This is a genomic window from Reinekea thalattae (assembly GCF_008041945.1).
GTDB lineage: Bacteria > Pseudomonadota > Gammaproteobacteria > Pseudomonadales > Natronospirillaceae > Reinekea > Reinekea thalattae.
This window is the reverse complement of the sequence record NZ_VKAD01000001.1, coordinates 1,577,988-1,599,642: the sequence shown is the minus strand read 5'-3', so window position 1 is coordinate 1,599,642 and position 21,655 is coordinate 1,577,988. Positions and strand designations below refer to the sequence as shown.

Below are 21,655 nucleotides of genomic sequence, written 5' to 3'. Positions count from 1 at the left end.
TCTATCGTGATATCTCTCTCCTTAGGCAATCCGTAGACGTAGACAAGCGTAGTTGTAGGGGGCGATCGTGCACTGAAGTTCGCCCGCCCATTAACAGGCTTTACGGCTTATGCGTTACACTGTGCGACCTTAATTGGGTGCTGATAAAAGGATGCTTGATGAGTCTTAACGCGAATGTGAGCCGAAAGATGATTGTCGGCTGGTTATTTTTAGCCAGTGCAGTGCTGTATTTATTGGGGCAGGCGTTTGGCTTATCTGCCTACTTCTCTGCTCTCTGTGCTTGGCTGGGTGTGATGGTGTTTTGGCCGTCGCTGGGTGGTTCGGCAAAACGTCAAACCAGTATTTTGTTGCTACTTGGAATCGCCTTGCTGGGATGGGCTTGGTTAGCTGGTGCAGAATTACAGTGGCAACTTATTCTGACGCGTAACATGCCGTTGTTGACCATGTTTGTCGCGGTGTCGTTTTTATCGTTGGCAAATCCACCAGAGCAAGAGAACCAACTGCTGCCAAAAGGCCGCCGAGGTTTTTGGTCAACGCTGTTTAGTACCCATCTTTTAGGTGCGGTTATTAACCTGTCGGTGGTTTTTGTTGTATCGGATCGATTAAAGCGGAACGAAAAATTAACCGATGCTCAATTAGCGTTGGTTATGCGTAGCTTTTGTGCCGCCGCTTTTTGGTCGCCATTCTTTGTCGCGACCGGTGTCGCGTTAACCTATGCACCGGGAGCGCATTGGCAGCAGGTGGTTGTACCTGGTCTGCTGATGGTATTGCCATTGGTGCTGATCAGCTTTTGGGATGTGTATCGAAGTGGCTTTGATAAGTTTGAAGGCTACCCAGTGCGTCGTGACAGTTTACTTATGCCGGTATTGCTTGCGGCCAGTGTATTAATACTGCATGAGCTGTTACCAAAAACGCCAATTCTGTTGTTGATCAGTATGCTCGCCCCCATTGGAGCGTTGATTTTTATGCACCAGCGCCCAAGGCTTAGAGCACTAAAAAACTATGTCGATGAAAAACAGGCAAATGTCAGCAGTCAATTCTCTTTATTTTTAGCTGCCGGTGTCTTTTCGACAGGTATTAGCACACTCATCAGTTGCTACCCAAATTTAATGCAGTTGCAGATGGATTACTTTTCGCCACTACTGTTTTTGGCGACGAGTATGGGCATGATTCTGTTTGCTTTGGTTGGTGTGCATCCAGTAGTGACGGTTGCTATTGTCAGTCCATTTTTATTGCCACTTGGCGCTAACCCAAACCAGTTGGCGTTTTTGTTTTTATCTGTTTGGGGTATCGCTACTGCATCGAGCCCGCTTTCAGGTGTTGGTCTTGCAATGATTAGTCGTTATCAGGCCGAGCCAAAGCAGATTCTAAAACTGCAATGGCGTTATATGTTGTTTATGTGGTTGAGTTCGGGTTTATTGAACTGGTGGTGGTTTAGCTGAGTCAACTTATTTAGCTGATGAATTTATGCTATTAGGCGTTATAGAAAAACGCTCTTTTAAAATCGGTCTGCTTAATGAGCATACCGATTTTTTTTGGTTGCGAATTAATATTTAACTACTAAGTATAAGTCTAAATATAAATGAAGAAGTTAAAGTTTCACACATCCTAGAATCAGACTGTCAGCTAGGTTTGCATTATATATTTCAGGTGATTAGCTAATAAAAAAGAAAAGCTAAACCGCGTTAGCTTTTCTTTATGAATTGTTACTTTTTAATTTTTTTTAATCGATTTAGTCGTACATCATGTTCAATAAAATTAAACCATAGACAGGGTTCTCTGCATAAAAGAGAACTGGCCTGCAAAATAAAAAACTGATGTCTTGATTAATTGATAACCGACAAGCTCCTCTATATAAAGCCTGTTAGCAGTGAGTTCAGGCAAACTCCGTGAATTGATCATTTAGCGTCGATTCAAAATGATTAGTTACTAGATCTGCATTAAGTCAGTTATAGCAAGTTAGGCATTTTAAATAAGACAAAAAAAATAAAAAGTCCATGGTCCTCGCCTCGTTAGTCCCTGCATAAACCAGAAGTGAAATAGATCGGGCCATAATTTGGTGCTGAGCGTGGTTTTTATCATGCTGTTTTTTAGCAGTCGTGAGTGAGCGGATAATTATAAAATTGTTTGCAAGCTAGCGTTGGTTAAATCATCAATCCGTGACGTCGCTGAACAATAAAATGATTATACGCAGTAGAGAATAGATGTTTAAAAAAAATAAAGGATTCACGCTAACAGAGTTGGTGCTCGTTATTGTTATTTTATCAATCATAGTGGCGTTAGCCGTCCCTAGATTTGTTAATTCAATGAAACGAGATACTCGAATAGCCCTGCTGAAAGGCATGGAAGGAACGGTTAAAACAGCGGCAGAGCTTGTACGTAAGCAAGCCGTTGTTAATGGCAAGACAACAGGCCAAGACAGCATTGAGATTAATGGCGCGGCGATCACGATCCATAGTGGTTACCCCATTGGTCATTGGATGTATAGCATGCGCTACTTGATCAACCAAGATAGTGTTGTGTTTCTAACCGCTGCGAAAGTTTGTGAATTAGAATGGTGTGGTCGTGGTTATCAAAAAATCACCCCCAGTGGTGTTCGATCTACCGAGGGTCGTATCGTTAAGGTTTATCCATATGGTTTCAGTTGGAACGATGAGTGCGGTGTTTACTATGTGAATCACCAAGATGGTCGTGAGCCTGTGATTGGTTTAGAAACCGACGATTGCTAAATATTAGTAGCGATATAAACGTAACCAGCCCTAATATAGGTTGAGTTTTTTTAAACAAGCCAGCAATTTATGCTGGCTTTTGATTGTTGGGAACGAACGTTTTAAGTCCTTTAGCAAGCCACCTAATGGATCGTTGCCTAAAAATTAGAAGGTACTCAAGCCACTCCACTCTTGGAAACGATAGATACCTCGTTTAATTGGCGACCAGCTTCGGTAAGCTTCAAATGGTAACGAATGTAATTTGATTTCATTAAAGTATTGCGCCACCTCTTGCGTAAACTGGCTAGTGTTTGGTGAATCAACATAGAGGTTTGCTTCTAGATTATAGTTACCTAAGTTGCGCTTGGTGTAGTTACCTGAACCTAAAATTACAACGCTGTTGTGGTTTGATTGGTACATGAATATTTTGCTGTGAAACTGCTCACCGTGAGTATTATACCAATGAATAGCTATGCCTTTTTTTTCTAACTCATAGGCGGTTTGTCGATTAGGAATGCCGCTTTTTTCACGACCAAAAGCATCTTTATTGGCGTCTAACACCAGCTCAATAATCACGCCGCGCTCTGCTGCTTTTTTGAGTTGCTTAATAATGCTACGGCGGGAGAAATAAAACATACCGATATCGATTCGGTCGCCTTTCTTAGCTTGTTCAATGGTGGTAAGAACCGATTGTTCAATTTGGTTTTCAGTGACGTATTTAATTTCAATGTCGCCAGTACTTGTTGTCGGTGTAAATTCGATTGGAATCTGGCCGTCAGAAAACTCGGCAATCGCTTGTTCTGATTGCAGCATCGCTTGAACTAATTCAGTCGATTGTACACGTATGCCGACATTTGAATGTAGGCTGCTGGCCGTGTGCGGGTTGGCCGACATGATCATGGCTTCTTGTTCAGAGATGATCAGTTTTCGGTGGTTGGCTTTAAAGTCAAGAAGACGAATCATTGAGCGCATAGCAACCTTTTCTTCACTGACCGGCCCTGGTAGCCAGCCACCATCGTAGTCAGGTAAGCCAAAGGGTTTTACGGTGATGTTTGTTACCCAGCTAACCGTTCGATTGGGGTACGGAGTTTCGGTCATGTCGGTATAGATGATCTCAACGCCAGCCTGTTCCAATTCAACCAGTAAAGGGTTGTTGTAAGAGCGGTAAAAGGTATTGAACTCGTCGGTTATGAAGTAGATCGGAAGTGTAGGCATGGCCTGGCGCTTGGCAACCAGGTTGTTTTTTAATGTTTCCGCTAATGGCAGTAATTCCTCGTTACCCTTAGGGTCGTGCATAAACAAAAACATGTCGAGGACTAGGAATTGCTCTGCATTATCGATGACTTGATAAACATTATCGAAGATTTCTTGATGCAATAAACGTTCTTTCAGTTCGGGCTCTTCGTCCTCTTCCGTTTGTGGCGCTTCAATATTAACGGTTAGGTCGTAAAGAAAGTCGATTTGCGCGTCCGTTATGAAAATGCTTTCGGACTCTATATTAACGCCATCTGGCAATTTGGCGGTACTAAGTGAAGGGAGCAACAGTGCAATGCTGATGCATAGCGCGATAGAACGAAAGTTGAAGTGCATAATGTAAGCCCGTGTCTGTAACTGAGCGCTATTATTGAGCAAGTTACAGAGGCAGGCAAATAGAGGTCGGTAAAGATGACCTTTGGCACACAAAAAAGCGAGCAGAGGTAATCCTATGCTCGCTTTATTATTATCTGCTGCAATACCGCAGAGTAGCCTTAAGCGTTATTAAGGTGCAGTAGCTTCAGTCAAAGTAAGCTCAGAGAAGCGAACATCAACGTAGTCACCGTTTGCTTTATCGGTTTCCCAATCGCCAGTTCCTGGGCAAGCTGCATACCAGATGCCTTCAGCATCTTTGGTGCTGCACTGGTTGTAAGCGCCAGCTTTGTAGTACATGAAGTCTTCTGCATAGCCGCGTGGATTGTCTAGTTCATCAACTTCGCCATATGGGTCAACGTTGTTAGCTAGGTCAATTGCGTACTTAACAGTCTCTTTCTTAGGTGCAGAGAAAGTAAGATACATCATAGAACCATATACGTTAACTTCGTAGCTGAACTCGTCACCCAAAGCGATACCTGCTTTGCCAGGGTCTTCTGGGTTTTCCCAAGTATTACCCCAAACAGGGAATGCGATGTCAGTACGGTTTGGATCGTTCTTCTCTAGGTTACGCTCGTAGTTCCAGAAAACAGAACCGTATTTGTGACCAGGGAATTTTTTGTAGTAAATCTTAAGAGGCTCGTTACCGTAACCGAAACCATTGCCTTCAGCGATTTGCTTGTCGTCTTTCATTGCGTGAATTTGACCAACAACAACAGAGAATGCAGGTGGCTTCTCTGGGTGGCCGGCATTTTCAGCAACGTGATGTACAGCTAGTGTTGCATTCATCTTGCCACCAAAAAGAACGCCTTTAGGGTTTTCTGGCAAAGTGAAGTTGTTTTCTGGTGATTTAGTACCAAAGCTAGTGTTGGTGCCACGAAGCATTTGGCGTAACTCACTGCGGGTGTTTGAAGAGTTGGCAGTTGTGATAGCCTTGTTTGGTGCAGCAAAAACCATCTCGCCTTTCTTAGTTAGGTAAAAGAAATCAGGGTGAGAGTAGGTTTGAATATCGGCTACTTTGATTTCATCGATCTTGCCGTTGCCATCTCCGTCCATAGGGATAGTGATTTTCCAGTTTGATAGATCAAACTTGTCGGCAGGGTTCATTTCTGAATAGTCGACTTTAGACATCGACCCACAGCCAGTTGCTACAAGTGCTGTAGCTGCTAGCCCCATAATGTGCTTTGAAATACGCATACCAAAATCCTTAACATTCGTTGTTGAAGTAGGTTTGTATCTCAGTTACCGGTGGGTTCCTGAGCGATCAATATAGCAGTCAAAATATGACGATTTAAAGTAAAAATTTAACGCCGTTTTAATATAGGGTTTAACCCGCTATGCGAACAGCTTAAAGCCTAATTGAACGGCGTTCAATAGTTTTGCTTTTAACCGTGCGTTGTTCGAATAGTTACTCTAAGGTGCCGTTAAATACCGACAATAAAAGAGAACTAGATCACACTTCTTGTTCGTGACGTTACAAAGTTACTCAAATAGTGAGTAGGTATCACAAAAAACGGTTAAAAAACTGTTTGTTTTTTGATCATCGCGTCGGGGTCGGTCGATTTATATTTTTTTAGCGGTGCTAGTGTTACGTGGTTAAAGTTTTTTTTGGCAATAAACTCATTTAAATGAGTGATTTAGCTCACGTTTTGCATTTATGCGTCTATAATTTATTGGCTTTGGATATCTGCTCTAAATGTCAGTGTTTCTAAATAGCGCGGGCGTTAAATGTATGAGTTTTTATTCCAGCTGGCACTGTCGATTATTTGTCACCACTGTTTGAAGTGGCAGGGCGAAGATTAAGCTTGGATTCATCTGTCTCGTTTAGCATCGGTTGAGTCTTTTTTTACGAGCTGCATGGACTATTTAATTAAATGTTAATAGTCGTTATGTGACAGATTTATTGCGGCGTTTAGTCTGATTGTTGAGGCGGCATGGACGACTCAATTGAATCGATGAGATGTGAAGGCGCGAACAAGTAGCAACATAAAGTAGCAAAAGCTTAGTAAGGAAAAGTGGTTAAGTTCGAAGCGTAAGGCTGTCCATTTTATTTAGATGGTTTTACCTAGATGGCACCTTCTTATCATCAACTTACCACCAAGAGACACGAAAGGTTTTGGCCTCGTAAAATAAGTGGCTTTTAAAATATATCATTGCATTTTTTTCCTGTTTATGAGGATATGAACGTTTATTTTTTACACGTCTATATCGAGTGCTAACCGAATCCCTCTATGTTCAAAATGGGTTAGCGTCGTACTCACTGATGGTTGAAAAAGCGTAAACCTGAGATCTCTCCTTGACCGATATAAATAATAGTTTGCCGTACTATTAGGTGATGGCTGTTGAGCCTTGCACCCCTTATCGTCTCTGTTAAGAAGAGTATTCAACTTTTAATCAAGAGTGAATAATAATCGAGAGTAATAACGCATGACCGGAGATCAAAGTCAGCATGTGCTAGTTGAAAAATCTGCGTTTGCAATTATGTCGGGCACCATGTTTATCACCGCAGTTCGCCCTATCATTGTTGATCAGCATATTATTTTTACTTGGCTTGGTATTTTATATTCTGTGTTATCAATAATTTTGTATTTTATTATTGATAAAACAAAAAAGAGTAGTGCCTCTAAGTATTGGGTTATTGGTTTTGGTTTTGCTGAACTATTCCCTCTGTTGCTTCTTTCAGGTGGCGTCAACAGCCCTTTTATTTTTATTTTACCTATTATCCCGTTGATGGTTGGCCTGCTCTCTAATACTCGAGTAGCCGTTTCATTGATGATATTTATATTTTTGTTTGTGTTGGTGGTTTTACGGATCGATGATTATCTACCGAATTACTCCCCTGTTATTGCAGATGAAAACCATAGTCGAGCTCGTGCTTTCTGGCTCATTGTTGCCTGTATTATTTCTACTGGTTTTGCCGCAGAGTTTTCAAGATTAAATCAAACTCTAAACAGTTCGCTGTATAAGCAAGCCAATATGGATGAATTAACTGAGCTACCTAATCGGCGAAGTATTTTAGCCTATCTGACACACGCCTGTTTAAGAGCTAGGGACAAGCAAAAGCCATTGACGGTGATGATGTTAGATGTTGATTTTTTTAAAAAAATAAACGATCAATATGGTCATCTCATTGGTGATAAAGCGTTGATACATATTGCCGATATATTACAGTCTCACTCACGCAGTGAAACCGATGGCCTTGGTCGTTATGGTGGCGAAGAATTTTTAATTGTATTGCCTAATGTGGGGCGTGTCGCAGCACAACATATTGCCGATAAAATACTTAAGACCATTGAGTCGACACCGTTGGCAGTGAATGGTATTGAAATAAAATTAACAGCGACCATTGGTTACTACTCTTCTAAAGAAGATGAGGATGTTTCGGTAGAGGCAATTTTATCTTATGCCGATCAGGCGTTGTATTTGGGAAAAAAATTAGGCCGTAATCGTTCAGAGTATTTTTTATCGACACTGACGTAAGGGTCGTCGATGTTCAGTCCAGCGGCTAAATACTATTGAATGTTAATCCTTTGCTTTCGATTAGCCATTTTGTTATTTTTATTTTTTAGCTTAACAATACTTGAATGGCTTCATCCTTGAATTATTCCATTCCTTGCTGATTCAATATGCTACGCCCTGTGTTATCTAATAAAGGTAATGGGCGATACTTACTTAACGCTAACAAGACTCTTATTAACCACGGCTCTTAATTAACCAAAAGGCTTATTAACCAAAAGGTTACAAATAATTAATAAGCACCGTCGCTGTAGGTGAGCTCGTAACTGTGGCTATATATCTCTAAGATATTGCCAAACGGGTCTTCCATATAGATCATTCGGTAAGGTTTTTCTCCTGGGTAATAATAGCGAGGTTTCTCCATTCGCTTTTTACCGCCAGCGGCAACGATACGTTCTGCCAGCTCTTCTAAGTTAGGGTCTTGTACGCAATAGTGGAAGACGCCGGTTTTCCAATATTCAAAATTATCTTCTGGGTTTGTCTGATTTTTAAATTGGAATATTTCCACACCAATTCGATCGCCTGTTGATAGGTGGGCAATACGGAATCCGCCCCAGCCTGAGCCAAATACGTCGCTGCACATTTCACCAATGGCGCTATCGTCTTCTTCAATATCGGTTGGTTCCATAATTAGGTACCAACCCATCACTTCGGTGTAAAACTTAACTGCGGCTTCTAAGTCGGGGACTGAGATACCAATGTGCGAAATGCTTCTTGGGTATGTCGTGTTCATTGTGGTTCTCCATCGGGTTAACTGACATGAACAGGTTACTTTTGCTTTCTGATTACGTAAAATTATCATTTATTATGGTTTTGAGTATTTTTTGTAATGATTAATGTGGTGTGGTTGAAGACATTTTGTACGCTGGTTGAATTGGGCCACTTTACTCGTACGGCCGAGCGCCTACATATGACCCAATCTGGCGTCAGCCAGCATGTGCGTAAGCTAGAGCAGCAGTTAGGAGCCGAACTTCTAGTTCGTGAGGCGAAGCGTTTTCATTTGTCTGATGCTGGTGAGCGGCTCTATCGTGAGTCTCAGTCGGTATTGCAATCCTTGGTAGATTTACAACAGGTTGCTGAAGACTCTGCCTACGAAGGACGAGTACGGGTGATGTCGCCAGGCAGTGTCGGCCTGAAGCTGTACCCTAAATTATTACAGTTGCAACAGCGCTATCCTGGCTTGGTGATTGATTATCGCTTTGCACCTAATGCTGAGGTCGAAAAGGCAATGCAGGCTTCGACACTCGATGTCGGCTTTATGACGGCTCGCTCAACCCTGGCTGATATCGCCTGTACTGAGGTGGCGACCGAGGCGTTGCAGTTGGTCACGCCAGCTCATATTGAACAGCCTGACTGGGCAACGTTGCAGGCGCTAGGCTTTATCGATCACCCCGATGGCAGTCATCACGCCAACCTATTGTTGAGTGCTAATTATCCTGAGTTTCAACATATTAAATGGCTTGAGCATAAAGGCTTCTCGAATCAGATTGGTATGATTCTGGAGCCAGTCAGTATGGGGTTGGGCTTTACGGTGCTGCCAGAGCATGCCGTCGAAGCCTTTGCCGAGGTTGAAAAAATCCGTGTTCAGCCGTTGCCAACGCCAGTGAATGAAACGCTTTATTTGTGTGTGCATCGGCATCGTTCATTGGCCAGACGAATGCAGACGGTTATCGATGAGGCGATGAGCTGGCTTTAAACGAAAAAAGAGCACGGATTTCTCCAGTGCTCTTTTTTGTTGCCTGCGCTTGATGAGGGTTCATCGAACGTTAGCGTTAGTTTTTAGGCAGTTAACAGCTTTTAAGCCGTTAAATCAAAGCGATCTGCGTTCATGACTTTTACCCACGCTGCTACGAAGTCGTTGATAAATTTATCGAGACTGTCGCTTTGTGCGTATAGCTCAGCATAGGCACGTAAGATCGAATTCGATCCAAATACTAAGTCGGCACGCGTTGCCGTCCACTTGGTTTCGCCAGTTTTACGGTGCTGGATTTGGTAAGAATTTTTACCTGTTGGTACCCAGTTGTAATTCATGTCGACCAAGTTAATAAAGAAGTCGTTGGTTAGGCTGCCTTCTCTGTCGGTAAATACACCATGCTTTGTGCCGCCGTAGTTGGTGCCCAGTACGCGCATGCCACCGACTAATACCGTCATTTCAACAGCGGTTAAACCCATCAATTGAGTTCGGTCGAGCAGCATCTCTTCTGGTTTAACGGCGTAATCTGCTTTTAAGAAATTACGATAACCGTCATGTAGCGGTTCGAGCACTTCAAACGACTCAATGTCGGTCTGTTCAGGGCTGGCATCGCCACGGCCAGGTGCAAACGGAACCTTAACTGCTTTGCCTGCTGCTTTTGCTGCTTGCTCAACACCAAGGTTGCCACCTAGAACGATAATGTCGGCAATGCTAACGCCTGTTTCGTTGGCGATGCTTTCATAAACGGCAAGCACTTTTGCAAGACGCTCTGGTTCATTTCCTTGCCAATCTTTTTGTGGCGCTAAGCGAATGCGAGCACCATTGGCACCACCGCGCACATCGGAGCCACGGAAGGTTCGTGCGCTGTCCCAAGCGGTAGCAACCAGTTCAGCAATGCTCAAGCCTGCTGCTGCAATTTTGGCTTTGACCGCATCGACGTCGTAATCTGCTTTACCCGCAGGAATTGGGTCTTGCCAGATTAGATCTTCTGCTGGCACTTCAGGGCCGATATAGCGGGCTTTCGGGCCCATGTCGCGGTGCGTCAATTTAAACCAAGCGCGAGCAAACACTTCGTCAAAATAGGCCGGGTCTTGCATGAATTTCTCAGAAATTTTGCGATATTCCGGGTCTACTTTTAACGCCATGTCAGCGTCGGTCATCATTGGGTTATGACGAATGCTGTCATCTTCAACATCGACTGGTTTGTCTTCTTCGGCGATATCAACCGGCTCCCATTGCCAAGCACCGGCAGGGCTCTTTTTCAATTCCCACTCGTGTTTAAACAGCATTTCAAAGAAGCCGTTATCCCATTTGGTTGGGTGCGTTGTCCACGCGCCTTCGAGGCCACTGGTGACAGTATTGCGGCCAATACCTCTTTTGGTTTTGTTTAACCAACCCATGCCTTGGGCCTCTAGATCTTCAGCTTCTGGGTCAGGGCCGAGCAGAGCTGCATCGCCATTACCGTGCGTCTTACCAACGGTGTGACCGCCAGCGGTGAGTGCGACGGTTTCTTCATCGTTCATCGCCATACGCTCAAAGGTAACGCGCATATCGTGAGCGGTTTTTAGTGGGTCAGGATTGCCATCAACGCCTTCTGGGTTAACGTAAATTAGGCCCATCATAACGGCAGCGAGTGGGTTTTCTAGATCACGTTCACCGGTGTAGCGGCTGCCTTCGGCGCCAGTTGGAGCGAGCCATTCTTTTTCGGAACCCCAGTAGGTGTCTTTTTCTGGGTGCCAAATATCTTCACGACCAAAGCCGAAGCCAAAGGTTTTTAGGCCCATCGATTCATACGCGACTGTGCCGGCGTAGGCGATAAGGTCAGCCCAGCTTAATTTGTTGCCGTATTTTTGTTTAATCGGCCAAAGCAAGCGACGAGCTTTATCAAGGTTGGCGTTATCGGGCCAAGAGTTCAGAGGAGCAAAACGTTGATTACCTGTCGAAGCACCACCACGGCCATCCATGGTGCGGTAAGAACCGGCTGCGTGCCAAGTCATACGGATCATCAAGCCGCCATAATGGCCCCAGTCTGCTGGCCACCATTCTTGGCTGTCGGTCATCAGTGCAAGTAGGTCTTGCTTTAACGCTGCAAAATCGAGCTTTTTGACTTCTTCGGCGTAGTTGAAGTCTTCACCCATTGGATTTGTCTTGCTGTCGTGCTGATGCAATATGTCGAGGTTTAAGGCTTTTGGCCACCATGCCATGACAGTATCGTCACTGGATGTCGCGCCACCATGCATAGGACATTTGTTCATAGAGTTTTCTGTAGTCATGTTTTGCTCCTAATTAGATAACTAAGATCCGCGCTCAGGCTAACGGGGTTTGTGTCTTACAACTTGATACACAACACGCAATTGATGGTAAAAATTAGAATACGCCAAAAATCAGCCGTGGATTTAAGCGCTTTTTACCTTATCAACTCTGTATAGCTGTACACCGATTCCTGTTTGGTTTTTGCTTTATGGATTAATACTGCGAGCGATATCAGCGTAGTCTGATTGCAATGATTTGCGATGTAAAAACGGTTAAATCAAAGCTGATGTTCGGTTTTTTCGTGATCATTTGTAAGTTGATAAAACCGCGCATAAAGTCGCAGCGTATAGAACGATGTTAAAGCCTTGGCAGAGTCAACTAGGCGTTGTGCTCTGGGCTTTGCTAGGCTTAACAGCGAAAGGTGTCGGCTGCTTGTTTGTCGCATCTGCAATAGCCCTTAACTATCGGCAACAGAGACTGTGTCCAAGGAGTAACGATGCATATTTTAATGACTGGTGGCACAGGCCTAATTGGTCGCAGCTTTATTGAACGTTATTCTGAGTATCGCTATACCGTGCTAACGCGATCGAAAACCCGAGCTGCTAAAAAGTTTGGTGCAAATGTTCAGTTAATCAATCAGCTGAACGAGTTAAGTAACCTAGATGATTTTGATGCGGTGATTAATCTTGCTGGGGAACCGATTGCCGACAAACGCTGGACAGATAAACAGAAGCAAAAGCTAATCAGTAGTCGGTTGGAGATAACCGACCAGCTTGTTGCAATGATTGAACGCTCGGCTTCACCGCCGAGTGTTTTTCTCAGTGGTTCAGCGATTGGTGTTTATGGTGCCGAAAATGAAAGCCAAACGGCTGAAAGCGATATTATTATTGCAAAAGATTTTGCCGCCCAGTTATGCCTAGATTGGGAACAGGCTGCGAGCAAAGCGGCGCATAAAACACGACTTTGTTTGTTAAGAACCGGCGTAGTGCTTAGCCCTAAAGGCGGCGCGCTGAAAAAAATGTTGCCAGCGTTTCGGCTCGGTTTGGGTGGTGCTGTTGGTCACGGCCAACAATACATGTCTTGGATTCACATAGACGACATGTTGGCAGCCATGTATTTTTTATTATCTCAGCCGCAGATCAGTGGCCCAGTCAACATGACAGCACCGGTACCGGCGACAAATGCTGAATTGAGTGCGGCCTTGGCGGCGAGTTTAAATCGTCGATTATTTTTTAGAATTCCGGCGGCGTTTTTACAACTGGCTTTGGGCGAGGCAAGTAGCCTTTTGCTCGGTAGCGTAAAAGTCTTACCTAATCGACTTCAGCAACATGGCTATTCGTTTTCTCGGGCAACCATTGGCAGTGCCTTCAAGGAATTAAAAAAGTCATAAAGCTGATATGATTTATTTTTTGTTGTTGGGTAGAAGCTTATGTCGTCGATTGTCTTTATTCATAGCCTAAGTGCTGACGAACAACAGCAATGGCTATTACGCTTTAAACAGTTGCTGCCAGCCGAACAGATTTTTATCGCAGAAGAGCTCAGCGATCAACAGGCAGCGGAGATGGAAATTGCCATTGTTGCTAATCCCAGTGTTGATCAGCTAAAACGGTTTCCCAAGCTTGTTTGGTTACAGAGTTTATGGGCTGGCGTTGAGTCGGTATTAAGTACCTTTGAGAGTATGGATGTTCAGGCGAAGGCGTCGTTGCCTAAACTCTCTCGCTTAATTGATCCGCAACTTGCCGAGACAATGTCTGAAGCTGTTTTAGCATGGACGCTTTATCTTCATCGGCAAATGCCAGCTTATCGAGTGCAGCAAGAGAAAAAACAGTGGCAGCAACTCCATTGTCCGCCTGCTCAGCAGGTGACCGTCTCGGTATTGGGTGCAGGCGAATTAGGTGCCAGTGCCATGACGCGATTGGCCGCTAATGGTTTTAATGTCTACGGTTGGAGTCGAACTGAAAAAGATATTCCAGGAGTTCGTTGCTACAGCGGCGCGCAAGGTTTATCGCTGATGCTCGGGCAAACGAATATTTTAATTTGTCTGTTACCGTTGACCAAAGCCACTGAAAAATTAGTTAATAAATCGTTACTGAGCCAACTGCCTAAAGGCGCTCGTTTTATAAATTTTGCGCGCGGTGGTGTTGCCGATTATGACCAACTGATTGAGTTGCTTGATGAGGGGCATTTGGATCACGCCGTGCTCGATGTATTTGAACAGGAGCCGTTGCAACCCGAAAGTGTTATTTGGCAGCATGAAAAAATTACTGTACTGCCGCATATTTCAGCAGCAACCAATATTGAAACCGCTTCACAAATCGTGGCAAAAAATATTTTAAATTATAGAAAAGACGGCACACTACCTGAGTTGGTTGATATACAGCGAGGTTATTGATGAGTGGCGACTAGCTAGTGATCGCTTTCATGCTTTTGCCTGTATGTTTATGCGTCCGCTTTAAAGAAGTGTTAAAGGAGTTTTACCGTTTATGTTTATGAAAAAATTAATGCCGATCTTCGTGTCACTGGTGCTTGCCGGTTGCCTAGGAATGCCAGAAAAGGTGACGCCGGTTGAAAATTTCAACTTGGATCGTTATCTCGGCACCTGGTATGAAGTCGCGCGTTTGGATCATCGATTTGAACGAGGCCTGACGCAAGTAACAGCGACTTACAGCCTACGAGATGACGGCGGCATTGATGTTTTGAATCGTGGTTTTTCAAGCAAAAACAATGAATGGAAAGAGGCGTCAGGCAAAGCCTACTTTGTTGATGATAACGATGTAGGTTACTTAAAAGTGTCGTTCTTTGGACCTTTTTATGGCTCGTATGTGGTGTTCGAGTTAGATCAGGACGATTACCAATATGCTTTTGTTACCGGGCCGAATACCGATTATCTGTGGTTTTTATCTCGCACCAAAGAGATTGATGAGTCGACCTTACAAAAGTTTTTAACCATGGCTGACGAACGCGGTTTTGCAACCAGCGACGTTCAGTTTGTTGAGCATAAATAAGCGACGCTTTTTGATTTAAGCCAGCTCTGCAGGGTCAATGTCGATATGCCAACTGACCTGCTTTGCTTCGCGCGGGTAGTGCTTGTGTAATGGGTTGAGTGCTTCGTGTAGCTGGCTGCGTTTATCGCTCTGTACAATCAGTAGGTAGCGAAATTTACCGGCTCGACGCGAAAGTAATGCTGGTAAAGGGCCCAGTACCCGCACGCTGCCTAACTGTAATAAATAAGTTGCCATCTCTTTCAGTTGGCTTTCTGCGCGCTCTGCATGGGCGCTGTCTGCTCGAATAACGGCAAGATAACCAAACGGCGGCAAGCGTGTTCGTTTTCGTTCTTGTAGCAGTTCATGGGCAAAACTTCGATAGTCGTGCTGCAGTAAGGGTGTGTAGATTGGGTTGTCTGGGTAATAGGTTTGAATCAGCACTTCGCCACGACGCTTACCGCGCCCGGAGCGGCCTGCGACTTGCGTTAGCAGTTGGCCCATTCGTTCTTTGGCGCGTAAATCTGCGCTGAATAAGCCGCTATCAATATCCCAAATGCCGACCAGAGTGACGCGTTCAAAGTGATGCCCTTTGGCTAGCATTTGCGTACCAATAATAATGGCAGGACCTTCTGCTTCGGTTTTCGCCAACTGTTCTTCAAATTGTTTGCGAGTGCTGGCGATGTTGCTGTCAAAACGAATCATCGGCACATCAGGTAAACATTGCGATAGAAATTCTTCGGCTCGTTCCGTACCTGTGCCCATCGCAGTTAGCGAGTGAGAATGGCAGTTTGGGCACTGCTTAATTGGTGGTTGTTGGAAGCCGCAATGGTGACAGATGTTGAGGTTGTTGTGCCGGTGGTGAGTCAGGTGAGCATCACAGTAAACGCAATCGGCAATCCAACCGCAGTCTTCACAAAACCAAGAGGGTGCATAGCCGCGGCGATTTAAAAATAATAAAACCTGGTTGCCGTCATTGAGGTGTTCTTTTATACGAATTAATAATTTTTCGGACAGCCCATGTTGCTGCTGTTGCTGACGCATGTCGACTGTTTCAACATAAGGCAAGGCTTGGCCAGTGGCGCGCTGGTTCAGCTGTAAATAACGATAGCGGCCGTTAATCGCATGGTGCAAAGATTCTAGCGACGGCGTTGCGCTGCCCAAGACAATCGGGACGGCTTCATTTTTGGCGCGTAAAATCGCGATGTCGCGAGCATGATAGCGCAGGCTGTCTTGTTGCTTATAAGACTGATCGTGTTCTTCATCGATAATAATCAGGCCTAGGTCTGGTATCGGGGTCAATACCGCAGAGCGAGTGCCGATGACAATAGCCGCTTGGCCGAAAGCGGCTCTTAGCCAATTTTGCTGGCGCTGTAAGTCACTTAAGCCGGAATGAAGCACGACAATGTCGTCAACAAAACGCTGCCGAAAACGGCGTACGGTTTGTGGCGTTAGGCCTATTTCTGGCACCAGCACCAAGGCTCTCTTGTTGTTTTTCAAACAGTCGGCAATGGCCTGTAAATAAACCTCAGTTTTGCCGCTGCCGGTAACCCCTTCTAATAAACTGGGGGTAAAGCCTTCGCCGGTGAGTTGGGTTAAGGCTTGTTGCTGTTCATTATTTAGCGTTAGGGGCGTTTCACTTAACTCGGCGCTGATCTTGATTGCATCGTGATGGGCTAGATTGTCGATGCTGAGTAAGCCTTTCTTTTCCAGTGTTTTTGCCAGAGTTAAGTCAAAGCCATGATCGCGCGCATGCGGCATAGAACAGCGTTGTTGCGGTTGCAAAAACGCCATCAGCGCCTGCTGTTTGGCCGATCGTTTGAGTTGCTCGATATCGATGGCTTCACCTGCTGGCGTCAGTGTTAGCCAGGTTTCGGCTTTGAGAGTCGCGGCTTCGCCTTTGCGTAATAACGCAGGTAGCGCTAAAAAGTAGCTACTGCTGAATTCGTGTTGATAGTACCGGCTCATCCAGTCTGCCAGCGTTAAAATGCTGTTCGGTAGTACCGGTTGCTGGTCGAGAACCTCAATAATAGCTTTAAGCTTGCTTGGGTCGATATCGCCTGTGGGCGTATTCTCGTCAACCGTAATGCCGATAACCTGACGGCGCCCAAGCGGTACTTTACAGCGAATACCCGCTGCCAGCGCCTGATCATGTTGATAGATAAGGGGCTCTTGAAACGGCCCTGGCACGGCGATTTTGATGTGGTGGAGGCTTTTTGGCAGTAGGCTTGTCAATTGAAGTAACTCTGGTATGATTGCGCTCCCTTTTTGGGGGCTGATAGCTTGCTATTGTGCCTTCAAAGTTTATGTTCCGTCAAAACGCGGTGCCTGGCAAGAGATCAGGTGGCGGCGTCAATTGAGGTAAAAAGATATGCAACAAGATATTCATCCTAAGTACGAAGAACTAACAGCAACTTGTGGTTGCGGTAACGTTATTAAAACTAGCTCAACTCGTTCAGGTACTATCCACCTAGACGTATGCTCTAACTGCCACCCATTCTACACTGGTAAGCAGAAAGTTGTTGATGCTGGCGGCCGTATCGATAAGTTCAACACTCGTTTTGGTGCTCGTAAGCTTAGCAAGTAAGCTTTTAGATGATGCCACTCTAAGTGGTTTTTCCAAAGCTAAAGAAAGCCCAGCATAGTCTGGGCTTTTTTGTGCCCGTAGAAATAGACCTATCAAAACGACTAATGTAATAATGCAATAAGTTAGGTTCATCGCTTAAAAGGATGAAATAATTTAAAGCCTTGGTAAGGCCGCTCATTTACCGAGATGTTTATCATAGGAAGATTAAAGCATGACAACGTTTTTTATAAGTGCACGTAAAGCGCTCAGCATATTCGTTATAAGCTTTGCGTTTTACCCTAGTATGAGTACAGCGCAAGGCTTTATCAGTGAAAGCCTAGTGCAAGGAATGATTTACCCGCAATCCGAAAGTATTGATGCGGCGGTTAGTTTTAAAGAAAGCATGGCAGGAGACCTAGAAGTTATTTTAGATCAGCCTTGGCGCCATAAAGAATTAGTGAGCCCTTCAGAATCCAAAATATATTATTCAAATCAGAAGGCTGCGGTGGTGGGTTCTAATCTTTATTTATTTTATGTTGAAAGTGATCGTAATAAAAATTTGCGTACCATCTATGAACATAACCTGACCACAGGCGAACGTTATAAGGTTTATTCAACCTCCGATTATTACCTGACTTATTACACTGTAGGTATGGAAATAATAGGCGATACCTATGTGTTTGCGGCGGATGATAACGACAGTCAGTTTTTTTGTTACGACATCGGTACCTCGTCGCCTCTTTACGACTGCGATATGCAGCCACAACGTGCCGCCGCTATAGAGACCTTGGATTCGCCAGATGGTCGTTACTTAGTGATGTCCCGATATCATAGCAGTGAATTATTAGACATCGACTTTGATGAGCTGGATGAAAAACTATCAACGTGGAAGGCTCGCTACTTGTCGGCCATTCAGTCGCACGAGAAGGTCGTCGAATCCGGTTCTGATATTTATAATGGTTCATCTTCAGTCATGTTGAATGACTACACAACAAACACATCGAGCTTACTGTTTATAGTTGGCTATGTTGATTTTATTATTGGCCAGTTTGAGTGGTCGGACGACAGTACCAAATTCTATTTCGATAACTCAGGAGGCTTTGCCTGCATATGGGAATACGATATAGAAAATAAGCGATTGCATAAGATCGTGCCAGAGCACGAAGCCAAGTACCCTTATTATCTTAATATTGAAGGTCGTGAATTTATATTTTATCGCGAAGGCGCAAAGATTATGGTCGCGACGCCATAGACGCCATAAGGGTTGCTTGCAAAACTAAAAGCCAAAACATTTTAAAAGCCTAGCCTTGCCTAGGCTTTTTTGTGGCGGTATTTTATTGGTTTGTTTGTTCTAGCTATTCATATTCTAGGTATGCATGCTTTAGGCATACAGGTATCGGCATAATAAATGTACTTAAGGGGTTCTCGATGCAATTGCAGTTCATCGGCTATGTCGCAGCAGCGCTAACGGTCAGTAGTTTTCTACATCAGGTTGTACATACGGTTAAAGTCAATCAGATGAAGGGGCTTTCGTTACGAATGTATGGGCTGTTTTTTGTTGGTACGCTTTGCTGGCTTGCTTACGGTGTGGTGATTTTATCAGCACCAATTGTTATCGCTAACGCACTGACGGCTTCATTTTCGGGCGCTATTTTTATTATGAAATTACTCAGTGTTATCAACGGTTCAGATAACTAGCCATTTCTTCTTTAGGCACCATGCCGCCACCGGTCGCCCAAACTAGGTGAGTGGCGTTTTTCATGGTTGTGGCATCTAAGCCGAATTGTTTTTGATATTGCAGTACATCTGAGCTGCTGCCGGTTAACACTACAGGGCCATGCATTGCGGCCAATGCAGACGGCTCTAATTGAATGTTTTCTTGCTCGCTGAGGGCTTGTAAGTAACGGTACAGGCGTTCATCACTGACGGTGTAATAACCATCAATTAAACGCTCCATTGCTCTGCCGACAAAGCCTGAGGCACGACCAACAGCAAGGCCATCGGCTGCCGTCTGATTGTCTATGCCGATATCCTGAACCGCAATAGCATCATGAAGTCCAGTATGCACACCTAACAGCATGCACGGAGAGTGCGTCGGTTCAGCAAAGATGCAGTGAACGTGATCACCCAATGCCATCTTTAAGCCAAATGCAACACCGCCAGGAGCTCCGCCGACGCCGCAAGGCAAATAGACAAATAAAGGGTGAGATTTATCGGCAGTAATCCCTTGGGTTGCTAACTGCTGTTTTAAGCGTTGGCCTGCAACCGCATAACCTAAAAAAAGCGTGGTGGAATTTTCGTCATCAATAAAGAAACAATGAGGATCACTGAGTGATTCTTTGCGCCCTTGTTCTACTGCAACGCCGTAATCGGAGCGGTACTCAATGACTGTTGCACCATGCTGGCGAAGCAAATCTTTTTTCCATGATTTAGCATCGGCAGACATGTGTACACTGACTGAAAATCCGAGTTTGGCGCTGATGATGCCAATTGAAAGCCCGAGGTTTCCGGTTGAGCCAACAGCGATTCGGTACTGACTAAAAAATTCTTTAAAAGTATCGCTGTGAAGTTTGCTGTAATCATCGCTGGTATTTAAAAGCCCATTGTTAATGGCCAGTTTTTCAGCATGAGTTAAAACTTCATAAATACCGCCACGCGCTTTAATTGAACCTGCAATCGCTAAGTGGCTATCTTTTTTTAATAACAGATTGGGTATTGAAACCGACTCCGTTTGCTCCAGCACGGTTCTCATGTTTGCTATGTCAACGAGTTCCGATTCAATAATGCCTTGAGTCGGTTCGGTTTCTGGAAATGCCGCCATTAAATAGGGTGCAAAACGTTGCAGCCGTTCACTCGCCTCTTCGATATCGCGTTGGTTTAACCCAATATAAGGCAGAGCCTGTTGCACTGAGCAACTGTTCGGATTAAACCAAGCGCACTCTTGATACTGAATCAGTTTTTTGAGCAGCGGATAACGCTGGATCAGCTGCTCTTGAGTCAAAGGCTGTTGCATAGTTAGTCTGTTAATCGAGCCTGTTTAGGCTTTAGTTGTTTTCGGTAAAACTAGGTTTAACAGGATCGCAATAACGGCACTTAAGGCAATGCCTTGTAATTCAAAATTACTCACCTTGATAAACATGCCACCCAAACCAAACACTAAGGTGATGGCAATGATGATCATATTGCGAGGTTCTTGTAGATCGATTTTATCTCGTGTCAGGGTCGCAATTCCAATGGTGGCAATGGTACCAAACAGTAGTGTCATGATGCCGCCCATCACGGGAATCGGGATTGAAGCTAGTAGCGCTCCGGTTTTGCCAATCATAGAAAGACCAATAGCAAACAATGCCGCCCAAGTCATGATTTTCGGATCGTAGGCTTTTGTTAATGCCACAGCTCCGGTCACTTCTGAATAGGTGGTGTTTGGTGGTCCGCCAAATAATGCAGCAGCCGAGGTTGCTAAACCATCGCCGAGTAGTGTCTTTTTTAAGCCTGGTTTTTTTAAGTAGTCTTTACCGGCCGCGTTTGAAATCGCCACCATGTCACCAACATGTTCAACTGCAGGAGCAATGGCAATGGGTAAAATATAAAGGATGGCCTGAATGTTCCATTCGGGGCGTACAAAGTTTGGTACGGCAAGCCAAGGTGCACTAGTAACGGCAGAATAATCAACTAAGCCTAATGGTAATGCGATGGCATAACCAACGATAAGTCCGAGCAGAATGGGTAAAAGCTTAAAAATTCCGCGAGCTAAGGTAGCAACTAAAATAGTTGTAATGAGTGCCGGGATCGAGACTAACAGAGCTTTTGATATCGGCATTAATACAGCAGCACCGTCGCCGGATTTCCCCAGAGCCATGTTCACTGCTGTGGGCGCTAAGCTAAGACCGATCACTAAAATAACTGGGCCGACAACGATGGGCGGTAAGATTTTATTAATAATTTCATTACCGCGTACAGCAACCAATGTGCTGAGCAGAGCGTAAAGCAAGCCTGCGGCGAATAAGCCTGACATAGTTGCAGCAACGCCCCAATGACTGACGCCGTAACTAATAGCAGGAATAAACGCAAAAGAAGATGCGAGGAAGACAGGAACCGTGCGCTTGGTAACTCCCTGAAAAATAAGCGTGCCCATACCGGCAGTAAAGAGTGCAACGTTAGGGTCTAATCCCGTTAAAATAGGGACAAGTACAAGAGCGCCAAAAGCGACAAAGAGCATTTGAGCGCCAAGTAAGGCATTTTTCATCGATACATCTCCAAAATTTACAGGCTAATCAATTTTGCAATTAAGCCTATAGTATCGACAAACAGA

The 21,655-nt window shown here is 44.6% G+C and carries 17 protein-coding genes; 10 read left to right on the top strand and 7 right to left on the bottom strand.

Annotated features, from left to right (window positions below; all coding sequences use genetic code 11):
• Positions 1-158: 158 nt before the first annotated feature.
• Entirely contained in the window at positions 159-1,442 is a 1,284-nt protein-coding gene (locus FME95_RS07285; protein ID WP_147713728.1) for a hypothetical protein, read from the top strand.
• A gap of 762 nt (positions 1,443-2,204) precedes the next feature.
• Positions 2,205-2,729 (top strand): pilus assembly FimT family protein, encoded by a 525-nt coding sequence (locus tag FME95_RS07280; RefSeq protein WP_147713727.1) that lies wholly within the window; start codon positions 2,205-2,207, stop codon positions 2,727-2,729.
• Between the two features lie 144 nt (positions 2,730-2,873).
• On the opposite strand, the gene FME95_RS07275 is transcribed toward FME95_RS07280, so the two are convergent.
• Together FME95_RS07275 and FME95_RS07270 are read right to left on the bottom strand one after the other, a co-directional pair.
• Entirely contained in the window at positions 2,874-4,298 is a 1,425-nt protein-coding gene (locus FME95_RS07275; protein ID WP_147713726.1) for a phospholipase D-like domain-containing protein, read from the bottom strand.
• Between the two features lie 168 nt (positions 4,299-4,466).
• Positions 4,467-5,531 carry a polysaccharide lyase family 7 protein gene (locus FME95_RS07270; protein WP_147713725.1) on the bottom strand — a complete coding sequence of 355 codons (1,065 nt, stop codon included), beginning with the start codon at positions 5,529-5,531 and terminating at the stop codon, positions 4,467-4,469.
• Between the two features lie 1,230 nt (positions 5,532-6,761).
• Between FME95_RS07270 and FME95_RS07265 the strand changes: the two genes are divergently transcribed.
• Entirely contained in the window at positions 6,762-7,814 is a 1,053-nt protein-coding gene (locus FME95_RS07265) for a GGDEF domain-containing protein (RefSeq protein ID WP_147713724.1), read from the top strand.
• A 268-nt stretch (positions 7,815-8,082) separates the two neighbouring features.
• Here the strand turns inward: FME95_RS07265 and FME95_RS07260 are convergent, their stop codons facing one another.
• Positions 8,083-8,583, bottom strand: a complete 501-nt coding sequence (locus FME95_RS07260) for a lactoylglutathione lyase family protein (protein WP_147713723.1) — start codon at positions 8,581-8,583, stop codon at positions 8,083-8,085.
• A gap of 108 nt (positions 8,584-8,691) precedes the next feature.
• Here FME95_RS07260 and FME95_RS07255 point away from each other — a divergent pair, with 108 nt between their 5' ends.
• Positions 8,692-9,546 carry a LysR family transcriptional regulator gene (locus tag FME95_RS07255; protein WP_246109337.1) on the top strand — a complete coding sequence of 285 codons (855 nt, stop codon included), beginning with the start codon at positions 8,692-8,694 and terminating at the stop codon, positions 9,544-9,546.
• Positions 9,547-9,647: 101 nt separating this feature from the next.
• Here the strand turns inward: FME95_RS07255 and katG are convergent, their stop codons facing one another.
• Positions 9,648-11,816 carry a catalase/peroxidase HPI gene (gene katG, locus FME95_RS07250; protein WP_147713721.1) on the bottom strand — a complete coding sequence of 723 codons (2,169 nt, stop codon included), beginning with the start codon at positions 11,814-11,816 and terminating at the stop codon, positions 9,648-9,650.
• A gap of 476 nt (positions 11,817-12,292) precedes the next feature.
• On the opposite strand from katG, the gene FME95_RS07245 reads away from it, so the two are divergent.
• The 3 genes from FME95_RS07245 to FME95_RS07235 all read left to right on the top strand — a co-directional run bounded on the left by FME95_RS07245 (position 12,293) and on the right by FME95_RS07235 (position 14,801).
• On the top strand, positions 12,293-13,186 hold the full coding sequence (locus tag FME95_RS07245; RefSeq protein ID WP_147713720.1) for a TIGR01777 family oxidoreductase: 894 nt from the start codon (positions 12,293-12,295) through the stop codon (positions 13,184-13,186).
• Between the two features lie 39 nt (positions 13,187-13,225).
• A complete protein-coding gene (locus FME95_RS07240) occupies positions 13,226-14,188 on the top strand; it encodes a 2-hydroxyacid dehydrogenase (protein ID WP_147713719.1) in 963 nt (320 codons plus the stop codon).
• Positions 14,189-14,279: 91 nt separating this feature from the next.
• A complete protein-coding gene (locus FME95_RS07235) occupies positions 14,280-14,801 on the top strand; it encodes a lipocalin family protein (protein WP_425468224.1) in 522 nt (173 codons plus the stop codon).
• Between the two features lie 15 nt (positions 14,802-14,816).
• Here the strand turns inward: FME95_RS07235 and FME95_RS07230 are convergent, their stop codons facing one another.
• On the bottom strand, positions 14,817-17,012 hold the full coding sequence (locus tag FME95_RS07230) for a primosomal protein N' (RefSeq protein WP_187265467.1): 2,196 nt from the start codon (positions 17,010-17,012) through the stop codon (positions 14,817-14,819).
• 136 nt (positions 17,013-17,148) lie between these two features.
• Here FME95_RS07230 and rpmE point away from each other — a divergent pair, with 136 nt between their 5' ends.
• The 3 genes from rpmE to FME95_RS07215 all read left to right on the top strand — a co-directional run bounded on the left by rpmE (position 17,149) and on the right by FME95_RS07215 (position 19,041).
• Positions 17,149-17,364: a 50S ribosomal protein L31 gene (gene rpmE, locus FME95_RS07225; RefSeq protein WP_147713717.1), complete on the top strand. Its 216-nt coding sequence runs from the start codon at positions 17,149-17,151 to the stop codon at positions 17,362-17,364.
• Between the two features lie 211 nt (positions 17,365-17,575).
• Entirely contained in the window at positions 17,576-18,595 is a 1,020-nt protein-coding gene (locus tag FME95_RS07220; protein WP_147713716.1) for a hypothetical protein, read from the top strand.
• A 176-nt stretch (positions 18,596-18,771) separates the two neighbouring features.
• A complete protein-coding gene (locus FME95_RS07215) occupies positions 18,772-19,041 on the top strand; it encodes a SemiSWEET family sugar transporter (RefSeq protein WP_147713715.1) in 270 nt (89 codons plus the stop codon).
• Here FME95_RS07215 and FME95_RS07210 read toward each other — a convergent pair.
• On the bottom strand, positions 19,022-20,356 hold the full coding sequence (locus FME95_RS07210; protein ID WP_147713714.1) for a D-serine ammonia-lyase: 1,335 nt from the start codon (positions 20,354-20,356) through the stop codon (positions 19,022-19,024). The genes FME95_RS07215 and FME95_RS07210 overlap by 20 nt on opposite strands.
• A 24-nt stretch (positions 20,357-20,380) precedes the next feature.
• The gene (locus tag FME95_RS07205; RefSeq protein WP_147713713.1) at positions 20,381-21,589 is read right to left on the bottom strand and encodes a uracil-xanthine permease family protein; all 1,209 of its coding nucleotides are present in this window, start codon (positions 21,587-21,589) and stop codon (positions 20,381-20,383) included.
• Positions 21,590-21,655: the final 66 nt, after the last annotated feature.

Excerpts from the sequence above, each read along its gene's own strand:
- FME95_RS07285 (WP_147713728.1), top strand. The coding sequence starts at position 159 with ATGAGTCTTAACGCGAATGTGAGCCGAAAGATGATTGTCGGCTGGTTA.
- FME95_RS07280 (WP_147713727.1), top strand. The coding sequence starts at position 2,205 with ATGTTTAAAAAAAATAAAGGATTCACGCTAACAGAGTTGGTGCTCGTT.
- FME95_RS07275 (WP_147713726.1), bottom strand. The coding sequence starts at position 4,298 with ATGCACTTCAACTTTCGTTCTATCGCGCTATGCATCAGCATTGCACTG.
- FME95_RS07270 (WP_147713725.1), bottom strand. The coding sequence starts at position 5,531 with ATGCGTATTTCAAAGCACATTATGGGGCTAGCAGCTACAGCACTTGTA.
- FME95_RS07265 (WP_147713724.1), top strand. The coding sequence starts at position 6,762 with ATGACCGGAGATCAAAGTCAGCATGTGCTAGTTGAAAAATCTGCGTTT.
- FME95_RS07260 (WP_147713723.1), bottom strand. The coding sequence starts at position 8,583 with ATGAACACGACATACCCAAGAAGCATTTCGCACATTGGTATCTCAGTC.
- katG (WP_147713721.1), bottom strand. The coding sequence starts at position 11,816 with ATGACTACAGAAAACTCTATGAACAAATGTCCTATGCATGGTGGCGCG.
- FME95_RS07245 (WP_147713720.1), top strand. The coding sequence starts at position 12,293 with ATGCATATTTTAATGACTGGTGGCACAGGCCTAATTGGTCGCAGCTTT.
- FME95_RS07240 (WP_147713719.1), top strand. The coding sequence starts at position 13,226 with ATGTCGTCGATTGTCTTTATTCATAGCCTAAGTGCTGACGAACAACAG.
- FME95_RS07235 (WP_425468224.1), top strand. The coding sequence starts at position 14,280 with ATGTTTATGAAAAAATTAATGCCGATCTTCGTGTCACTGGTGCTTGCC.
- rpmE (WP_147713717.1), top strand. The coding sequence starts at position 17,149 with ATGCAACAAGATATTCATCCTAAGTACGAAGAACTAACAGCAACTTGT.
- FME95_RS07220 (WP_147713716.1), top strand. The coding sequence starts at position 17,576 with ATGACAACGTTTTTTATAAGTGCACGTAAAGCGCTCAGCATATTCGTT.
- FME95_RS07215 (WP_147713715.1), top strand. The coding sequence starts at position 18,772 with ATGCAATTGCAGTTCATCGGCTATGTCGCAGCAGCGCTAACGGTCAGT.
- FME95_RS07210 (WP_147713714.1), bottom strand. The coding sequence starts at position 20,356 with ATGCAACAGCCTTTGACTCAAGAGCAGCTGATCCAGCGTTATCCGCTG.
- FME95_RS07205 (WP_147713713.1), bottom strand. The coding sequence starts at position 21,589 with ATGAAAAATGCCTTACTTGGCGCTCAAATGCTCTTTGTCGCTTTTGGC.